The 7,939-nt window shown below is 49.5% G+C and carries 8 protein-coding genes; 4 read left to right on the forward strand and 4 right to left on the reverse strand.

Features of this window, described 5'->3' with window-relative positions; genetic code table 11:
* The 3 genes from ABYW01_RS08920 to ABYW01_RS08930 form a co-directional block, all read left to right on the forward strand.
* On the forward strand, nt 1–325 hold a 325-nt coding region (locus ABYW01_RS08920; protein ID WP_372832167.1), incomplete at its 5' end, for a BRCT domain-containing protein.
* Nucleotides 322–537, forward strand: coding sequence for a YheU family protein (locus tag ABYW01_RS08925; protein WP_372832168.1), 216 nt, complete (start codon nt 322–324; stop codon nt 535–537). The genes ABYW01_RS08920 and ABYW01_RS08925, both read left to right, overlap by 4 nt.
* A 55-nt stretch (nt 538–592) precedes the next feature.
* Nucleotides 593–1,276, forward strand: coding sequence for a DUF4126 domain-containing protein (locus tag ABYW01_RS08930; RefSeq protein ID WP_372832170.1), 684 nt, complete (start codon nt 593–595; stop codon nt 1,274–1,276).
* On the opposite strand, the gene ABYW01_RS08935 is transcribed toward ABYW01_RS08930, so the two are convergent.
* On the reverse strand, nt 1,245–1,898 hold the full coding sequence (locus tag ABYW01_RS08935) for an HPP family protein (protein ID WP_372832172.1): 654 nt from the start codon (nt 1,896–1,898) through the stop codon (nt 1,245–1,247). The two genes, ABYW01_RS08930 and ABYW01_RS08935, sit on opposite strands and share 32 nt — an antisense overlap.
* Before the next feature lie 27 nt (nt 1,899–1,925).
* The gene (mnmC, locus tag ABYW01_RS08940; protein WP_372832174.1) at nt 1,926–3,893 is read right to left on the reverse strand and encodes a bifunctional tRNA (5-methylaminomethyl-2-thiouridine)(34)-methyltransferase MnmD/FAD-dependent 5-carboxymethylaminomethyl-2-thiouridine(34) oxidoreductase MnmC; all 1,968 of its coding nucleotides are present in this window, start codon (nt 3,891–3,893) and stop codon (nt 1,926–1,928) included.
* 106 nt (nt 3,894–3,999) lie between these two features.
* Between mnmC and tviB the strand changes: the two genes are divergently transcribed.
* Nucleotides 4,000–5,274: a Vi polysaccharide biosynthesis UDP-N-acetylglucosamine C-6 dehydrogenase TviB gene (gene tviB / locus ABYW01_RS08945; RefSeq protein ID WP_372832176.1), complete on the forward strand. Its 1,275-nt coding sequence runs from the start codon at nt 4,000–4,002 to the stop codon at nt 5,272–5,274.
* A gap of 60 nt (nt 5,275–5,334) precedes the next feature.
* On the opposite strand, the gene ABYW01_RS08950 is transcribed toward tviB, so the two are convergent.
* Together ABYW01_RS08950 and pgi are read right to left on the reverse strand one after the other, a co-directional pair.
* On the reverse strand, nt 5,335–6,603 hold the full coding sequence (locus tag ABYW01_RS08950) for a nucleotide sugar dehydrogenase (protein ID WP_372832177.1): 1,269 nt from the start codon (nt 6,601–6,603) through the stop codon (nt 5,335–5,337).
* Between the two features lie 3 nt (nt 6,604–6,606).
* Nucleotides 6,607–7,939: glucose-6-phosphate isomerase (gene pgi / locus ABYW01_RS08955; protein ID WP_372832178.1), on the reverse strand; the 1,333-nt coding region annotated here is incomplete at its 5' end.

Here is a 7,939-nt window from a genome sequence, read left to right on the forward strand (position 1 = left end):
CATTGACGCTCAACTTCTGGACTATGGAATGCATTGGTCATGTGAATCGCAGGTAATTGAGAGTGCGACCCTTCCGTTAGAAGGGAAAACCTATGTGTTGACCGGTACGTTGGAAAAGATGGCACGTAGTAAAGCAAAATCAGCGTTGCAGCAGCTTGGTGCTAAGGTGAGCGGGAGCGTATCGAAAAAGACCGATTGTGTTGTCGCCGGACCGGGGGCAGGCTCAAAGCTAGCCAAAGCGAATGATCTGGGTGTTCCTGTGTTGGATGAAGACCAGTTCATCGATATGTTGCAGCAATACAACGTGAATCCGGAGACCTTATGATCATTCCCCATGACCAATTGAGTCCTGATGCGTTGGAGGGGCTGATCGAAGAGTATGTGACGCGTGACGGTACCGATTACGGTGCGGAAGAGATTTCGCTCGCAGAACGTATCGTCCAGGTAAAACGTCTTCTGGTGAGCGGAGAGGCAGTTATCCTGTTCAGCGAGGGTAAAGGCGCGTGCAATATAGTATCCAGTAGCCTGCTGGAATAGCTGTAACCAGCAACGGCTGACATATACTGAAACATATCAGTCAGTGGAGTTGCCTATGGACCAGTTAGAACAGATTATAAGCCTGATCGCCTTAACGATGGGTGTTGGCTGGGCCAGTGGTATTAACCTTTACGCAACTGTACTGATGTTGGGTGTGTTGTCCAACATGGGGCATGTCACCTTGCCCGAAGAGCTTATGGTGGTGACAGATCCGTTGGTATTGATGGCCGCCGGGTTTATGTATTGCGTTGAGTTTTTCGCGGACAAAATCCCCGGGGTTGATACCGGATGGGATGGACTACACACCTTTATTCGTATCCCGGCAGGGGCTGCATTGGCTGCCGCGGCGGTGGGTGATGTGACACCTGCTGTTGAAGTGGCTGCGGCGTTGGTTGGTGGCAGTTTGGCTGCTGCAACTCATGCGACAAAAGCTGGCAGTCGGGTATTGATTAACACCTCGCCCGAGCCTGTTTCAAATTGGACCGCATCCTTTACGGAAGATCTGATTGTTCTTGGTGGTCTCTGGACCGCATTGAATTCCCCGATGTATTTCCTGATCGCGCTGGCCGTCTTTATAGTTTTGATGATCTGGCTGTTACCCAAGTTATGGCGAGGCGTGAAAAGCGTATTTAGCTGGATAGCGCGCTTGTTCGGAGGCGCAGAGCCGGCCAATCCATCGGCCGGAAAAATATCACATAAAGGTGATGTCAGGCCCAGCGTTCCAGATTCGGACCACTGACTAAAAGATGTAGCATATCGGTACGCGTTACAACCCCGATAGCAGCGCCGTCTGCCGCAACGACAGGGATGGAGTTGATGTTGTATTCCACCATGATCTGCGCCGCTTGGCGTACTTGTGTATCAGGAGAGGCGGCGACAACTTTCTTACTGTAGATGGTATCTATCGAACTGGGTGATTGTTTGCCTACACGCAGTAGATCACGTTCAGACAACATACCTAACAGCTGACTTTCCTCGTTTACCACAACAAGATGCCGGATGTTGAGGTCGTCCATTTTGCGTGACGCCGCAAATATGGTGGCCCCCGGAGTGATGACGTGAATGGGCGAGCTCATGATGTGTGAGATCGACAGAGCGCGGCGATCAGGCAGACCGATCGCTTTTTCTTCGGTTTCAACGTAAGCCTGAGTCGCTGGAGTTGCCGGTGGCAGTCCTTTCTTTTTCGGCTCAGGTTGCAGGTAACGGATAAATTTCTCACCATCAGTGTGAAATCTGTCTTCGTTATCTGCACTTCGATGGGAAGCTCTTGGCTCCGTTAATCTATTAACGCCCGTCGGGGGAAATTCTGACTTTTTGGGCGTTTGTATCCGATAACCGTGATCGTAAATAACCAGTGCCATACGCAGTGCTCCAGCCGCTACTAAGCTTTATATCGACTTTCTGATCAAATTCTTAACAATAAAACGTGCAGGGTTCATTGCATCCAGTAGTGATTTTTCAATCGGAAAGGGTTCTCCGAGGATGCCAGCTGCAACTACCTCACCACAGATTGGACCGGTGATAAGGCCTTTTGATCCGTGACCTATATTCAGATACAACCCTTTAAGATGCTGCGGCGGGGTATCTGTGAATTTCCATTTTCTGTCTGTTCGAAGCTTAGCGTAATCGTTTATATATGCCTCATAGTCGGGTGCTGGTCCGGTAATGGGCAGATAATCTCCGGTGCTACAACGGTAAGCTGCACGACCTTCTAACGAATCTTCTGCAATCGATGCAGCCAGTTCAGGTAAAACTGCGCGCAACTTGTACAGATTATCACGATGGTCATCCTGACGTATATCAAGACTAAGGTTATGGAGGTCAAAAGTGGCACCAAAACAGTATTGCCCGTTCAGTGCGGGTGAAATATAACCGTCTCCACAGACAACCGTTTTTAATGTAGGTTCTGCCTGAGTCGTCAGGGAGGTTTGTCCCCGAATAGGTTTGACCGGGAGGTGGCCAAGCTGTGGTAGTTTTTTGGCCTCTGCGGCCGTACAAATGACGAGCTGAGAGCAAAAAATTGGCTTACCTCCCGCTAATTGGAGCTGCCACTCCCCCTCTGCAGACTGTTCGAGTGAAGTCACCTCTTTATTCAGGTGCAGGTTTATCAGAGGATGCTGGATCAGTGTTTCGCAGAACAAACGGGGGTTTACCCAGCCACCGTAAGGCATGAAAATGCCCGGGGCGGTAATGTGGTTTCCGGCCAGTGTTGAGGCTTCTTGTGAATCAACAGCTTGCACAACGTTGGGACCGAAGGAGGTGTGTTGCATCATGCTTTGTTGGCGCTTCATCTCTTTGTCGTTGGTCGCCAGCTGCAGCAGCCCGCAGTCGGACCAGAGCTGTTGTTCAGGATCAAGTTGCTGAAGTTTAGTCCGGCTGTACAGTAATCCGCTGAGGTGTAGTTGACCTTGAGTATTATGACTCACCGGCAGTTTTGCGTAGAGAGCTCCTTGTTGGTTTCCAGAACCTTCCAGCGCTATGTCTGCGTTACGTTCAATCAGTTCAACCGTTACACCACGTTGCGCCAGTGCGTACGCAGTAGAACACCCAGCGACCCCGGCTCCGATTACAACAACATGTGACGGTCTTGACGTAGGGTATGGCTGATCAAACCAGGGCGTAGCACTTGAGGATGTTTGCTTTGGTGCTGTGCAGCGGGCCCTCACCATTTCGCGTTTAAGCCCAAACCCGACAACCTTCTGTATACTAAATCCTTCATTTTCAAGCCCGCGTCTGACGGAACCGGCTGATGTAAATGTTGCCAGTGTAGTATCCGCTTTACTCAGTCGACCGACCTGCTGAAGCAGATCTTTACTCCACATGTCAGGATTCTTAGACGGGGAAAAACCGTCAAGAAACCATGCGTCCACGGGGACTGTCAGTTGACGGTACGCGTCGACTGCGTCCATGAGCATCAGTGTGAGTTGTATTCGCCCATTGTCAAAACTGATGCGATGGAATCCTTCAATCGGCTCAGGATAGGCCTCAACTAAGCGATCAGTCCCTTGTTGAAGTTCTGGCCAGTGAGTTAAAGCCTGAGCCAAATCTTTTTGGCTGATCGGGAATTTCTCTACGCTAATATAGTGAAGCGTTGCAGTATCTGGTGCTGTTTTAAGCCAAAGTTCACGCGTTGCCAGGAAGTTTAAGCCTGCCCCGAAGCCTGTTTCCGCGATCGTGAACTGCTTTAAATCCTGCTGTGAAAACCGTTCATCCAGAGCGTTCCCCTCAAGAAAAACATATCGGCTTTCATCAAGCCCGTCCTGATCGTTGAAGTAAAAGTCGTCAAACTCAGTGGAGACCGGGGTGTCTTCTTTCCAGATAACGTTTGCATGTCGAATTGAGGAACTTTGGGGCATCTTGTCGCTCTGTGTAATCAGGAATCCGTGATGACAAGCATAAGGTCATCACCGTTGTACGTGCTATTATACGGCGCTTAGAGGTCAAAAACGAAAAGGGTTATGCATGATCAGCCAAAATGAAGTTAAGTTATGTGTGCTGGGTCTGGGCTACGTTGGCTTGCCTCTCGCTGTAGAGTTTGGCGGGCACATGAATACGGTTGGTTATGATATTAATGCTGACCGTGTGGCTGAGCTGCAAGCGGGTTGCGATTCAACACTGGAAGTTGAAGCAGAAGAGTTAAAACGCGCACAAATGCTCACGTTTTCAGATCAGCTGGCGGCTGTTGCCGATTGTAATGTCTATATCGTCACTGTACCCACACCCGTCGATGCACATAAACAACCCGATCTCTCTCCGCTGCAGAAATCTAGTTTTGCGATTGGCAGTGTGTTGAGCCAGGGGGACATCGTTATTTACGAATCAACGGTCTACCCAGGTGCAACCGAGGAAGTGTGTATTCCACAGCTGGAAGAGGCCTCCGGTTTACGTTTTAACATTGATTTCTTCGTTGGATACAGTCCGGAACGGATTAACCCTGGCGATAAGACGCATCGATTGCCGAGTATCGTAAAAGTGACGTCAGGCTCGACCCCGGAAGTGGCGGATTTTGTAGATGATCTATATCGGACGATTATTACCGCAGGTACGCATAAAGCCAGCAGTATTATGGTCGCTGAAGCGTCCAAAGTTATCGAGAACACACAGCGAGATCTGAACATCGCGCTGGTGAATGAGTTGGCGATTATCTTCGATAAGGTCGGGATTGATACACTGGAGGTATTAGAGGCCGCTGGGACCAAGTGGAACTTCCTACCGTTCCGTCCGGGTTTAGTCGGAGGGCATTGTATTGGTGTCGACCCGTACTACCTGACGCATAAGGCTCAGTCACTGGGCTATTTTCCAGATGTCATTCTGGCCGGTCGTCGTATCAATGATGGTATGGGCCAATATGTTGTATCTTCCATTGTTAAGAAGATGATTGATCGCTCTCTACCTATTGCCGGTTCCAGGGCGCTGGTGTTGGGCCTAAGCTTCAAGGAGAACTGCCCGGACATTCGAAATACCCGCGTTGTCGATATTGTTGAGGAACTTCGCGGATATCACATTGATGTGGATGTGCATGACCCTTGGGTGTCGTCAGAGGAAGCAGAGCAAGAATTTGGTTTGCAGCTTGTTGCTGAGCCAGAAGAAGGCCACTATGACGTGATTATACTGGCGGTTGCTCACAGTCAATTTCAAGAGAAAGGGGTTGGGCTGCGCGCTTACGGGAAAGAACAGCATGTCTTGTATGATGTTAAGGCTGTCCTGCCGAGGGATGAGGTAGACGGACGTTTGTGATCGTTAACCATAAAAAAGGCCGTGTTGATCACGGCCTTTTTTATTTCTGTATTATTCGAACTAAACTGCTTTACGCCCAATACCGTGGTAGTGGAATCCGTAATCTTTCATTTCGCCCGGGTCATACACATTGCGTCCATCCAGCAACAAAGGGCGGCGCATACTACTGACGATTCTATCGAAGTCACGCATGCCGTACTCAGGCCACTCGGTGATTAACAGCAAAGCATCAGCGCCATCTGCGGCTTGCTCGGGTGTACTGCATAACACTAAGTTGTCAGCATTTTTGTAGTGTTCCGCCAAGTTTTGCAGTGCAAGTGGATCATGTACCCGTACTTCGACACCTTGTGCCATACAGGCATCAATAGTTGCAAGACTGGGTGCGTTATGGATATCGGCGGTGCCAGATTTGTATGATGCTCCCCAAATAGCGACTTTACAGCCCTTCAGGTTGCCTTGGAAATGCCGCCAAAGCTTTCTGAACAGGGTTTCTTTCTGCCGTTCGTTGATATCTATAACGGTACGCAATAGGGAGGAGCGACGCTTTTCTTTCAGGAAGTCGGAAAACAAGAGCAGGTGATCCGAGAATTTCTCGCCGCCAAAGCCACAGCCAGGATTCAGAAAGTGTTTACCAATACGGGTGTCCCCCGCGATGGTGTCGCGAACGGTCTCAATATCGATGCCCATACTGTCAGCTAAGTTGGCCAGCTCATTGATATAACTCAGACGCATCGCCAGCATCCCATTCAGAGCCAAAGTCGCAAACTCTGCTTCTTGTGGTGTCATGATGCGAATGCGTTGGTTAGGGCCCATAAGTACGCGAGACATGGCCGTGATTTTGCTGATAGCCCACTGAGAATCACTACCAATCACTAGCTGATCGGGGTGAATAAATGATTCCAGCGCACGTCCGCCCCGCAGAGAATCTGGGACATAAACGACAGTTCTGTGCTCATCATTACCTAATACGGCATTCAAACGTGATGTTGAACCTATACCGAAGATACTTTGGTTGATAAACAGCAATGGTCCTTCGTGACGGGATGCTACATCGGCTACGATCTTTGCCGCTTCTTCGTATTGTTGGGACTCTAAGGTTAACCAGTGAATATCAGCATCTGCAGGAGGGTGGAGAGGATCATAGCTGCGTAATCGACCGGAATCGAATTGGCTTTGTAGCAGGCCCCGCAGACCGGGTTCTGTTACGGAAATTCGGCGGCTATCCAGATCATGGGAAGATATTGGCAAATATACTGCATTGCCGGTGCGAGCCAGCACGCCAGCCGCACCCATTGCAGACATGTTATTGCCATAAATAATGACTTTCATAGCTTACTTGTCCTGCAGATTAAGAGTTTCATTAATCAATGTTAGCGTTGACGGGTCCATCTTCTGCCCTGTTAGAGCGTTGTTTCCGTGCAATACCGACAATGTTTCACTTGCCATGACTTTGCCCAGCTCCACACCCCATTGATCAAATGGGTTGATATTCCAGATAACGGACTGTGCGAATACTTTGTGTTCATACAATGCAATCAACTGGCCCAACGCAAAAGGTGTCAGCTCGTCTAGTAAGATTGTAGTGCTTGGCTGATTACCGTGGTATCGCTTGTAGAACGGTAAATCGTCGGTTTCACCGAGGGCATGGTCGCCAAAGGCTAAGACCCGGGATTGAGCGAAACAGTTTGATAGCGCCAGAATATGTTGTCTGCGCAGGATTTCACTGCCCTTTTGCTCTTCTATGTCGTTATAACGGCGGGCTGGAGCAATAAAGTCACACATCACCTTTTCGGTGCCTTGATGAAGCAGCTGATAGAAAGCGTGTTGTGCGTTGGGTCCTATTTCGCCCCAGATGATCGGGCAGGTAGCATAATCGACGTTTTTAAGGTCAAGCGTGGTATTTTTGCCGTTACTTTCCATCTCCAGCTGCTCCAGATATGCAGGAAATCTGGCAAGGCGGCCATCATATGGCAGGACTGCATGGGCATGGATATCGAGGAAATTAATATTCCATATACCAATCAGAGCCATCAGAACCGGGATGTTTTGTTCCAGCGGCGCTGAACGAAAATGTTCATCCATGCAGTGTGCGCCGGAAAGTAACTCTCTGAATCGAGTGGCGCCGATCTGTAATGCAATTGGAAAGCCGATACAGGACCACATGGAGTAGCGTCCACCGACCCAGTCCCAAAACAAAAGCTGGTTATCCTCGCTGATACCAAACGAGGTCATTTTTTCTGGGTTTGCTGAGATACCGATGAAGTGGTTTTGCAACACGAGATTTTCATCCACATTGCTGCGATCCATAATCCAGTCTTTGGCGGTCTCGGCATTTGCCAGCGTGTCTAGTGTGGTAAAAGATTTAGACGCAATGACAAACAGTGTTTCGGAAGCATCCAGTTTCTTTAGCAGAAGCGAAAGCTGGCTACCGTCCATGGATGAAACGAAAAACACCTCTAGCGGATGACTGGCGGGACAGGGGTAGTCGCATAGTGCACGATTTGTCATCAGGGGCCCTAAATCGGAACCGCCGACACCGATATGCACAACATTGCGAATGGGTCTTCCGCTGTAGCCCCTTGCTTGTGCGCTGTGTAGGCGCTCGACCAGGACTTCCATTTTCTTAAGCTGAGCATGAACATCGACTACGATATCATGATCATCC

It is taken from the genome of Pontibacterium sp., assembly GCF_041587635.1.
Lineage (GTDB): Bacteria > Pseudomonadota > Gammaproteobacteria > Pseudomonadales > Balneatricaceae > Pontibacterium.

What these genes read in the sequence shown, in the direction of transcription:
- mnmC (WP_372832174.1), bottom strand. Translation starts at nt 3,893, where the DNA reads ATGCCCCAAAGTTCCTCAATTCGACATGCAAACGTTATCTGGAAAGAA.
- ABYW01_RS08950 (WP_372832177.1), bottom strand. Translation starts at nt 6,603, where the DNA reads ATGAAAGTCATTATTTATGGCAATAACATGTCTGCAATGGGTGCGGCT.
- tviB (WP_372832176.1), top strand. Translation starts at nt 4,000, where the DNA reads ATGATCAGCCAAAATGAAGTTAAGTTATGTGTGCTGGGTCTGGGCTAC.
- ABYW01_RS08925 (WP_372832168.1), top strand. Translation starts at nt 322, where the DNA reads ATGATCATTCCCCATGACCAATTGAGTCCTGATGCGTTGGAGGGGCTG.
- ABYW01_RS08935 (WP_372832172.1), bottom strand. Translation starts at nt 1,898, where the DNA reads ATGGCACTGGTTATTTACGATCACGGTTATCGGATACAAACGCCCAAA.
- ABYW01_RS08930 (WP_372832170.1), top strand. Translation starts at nt 593, where the DNA reads ATGGACCAGTTAGAACAGATTATAAGCCTGATCGCCTTAACGATGGGT.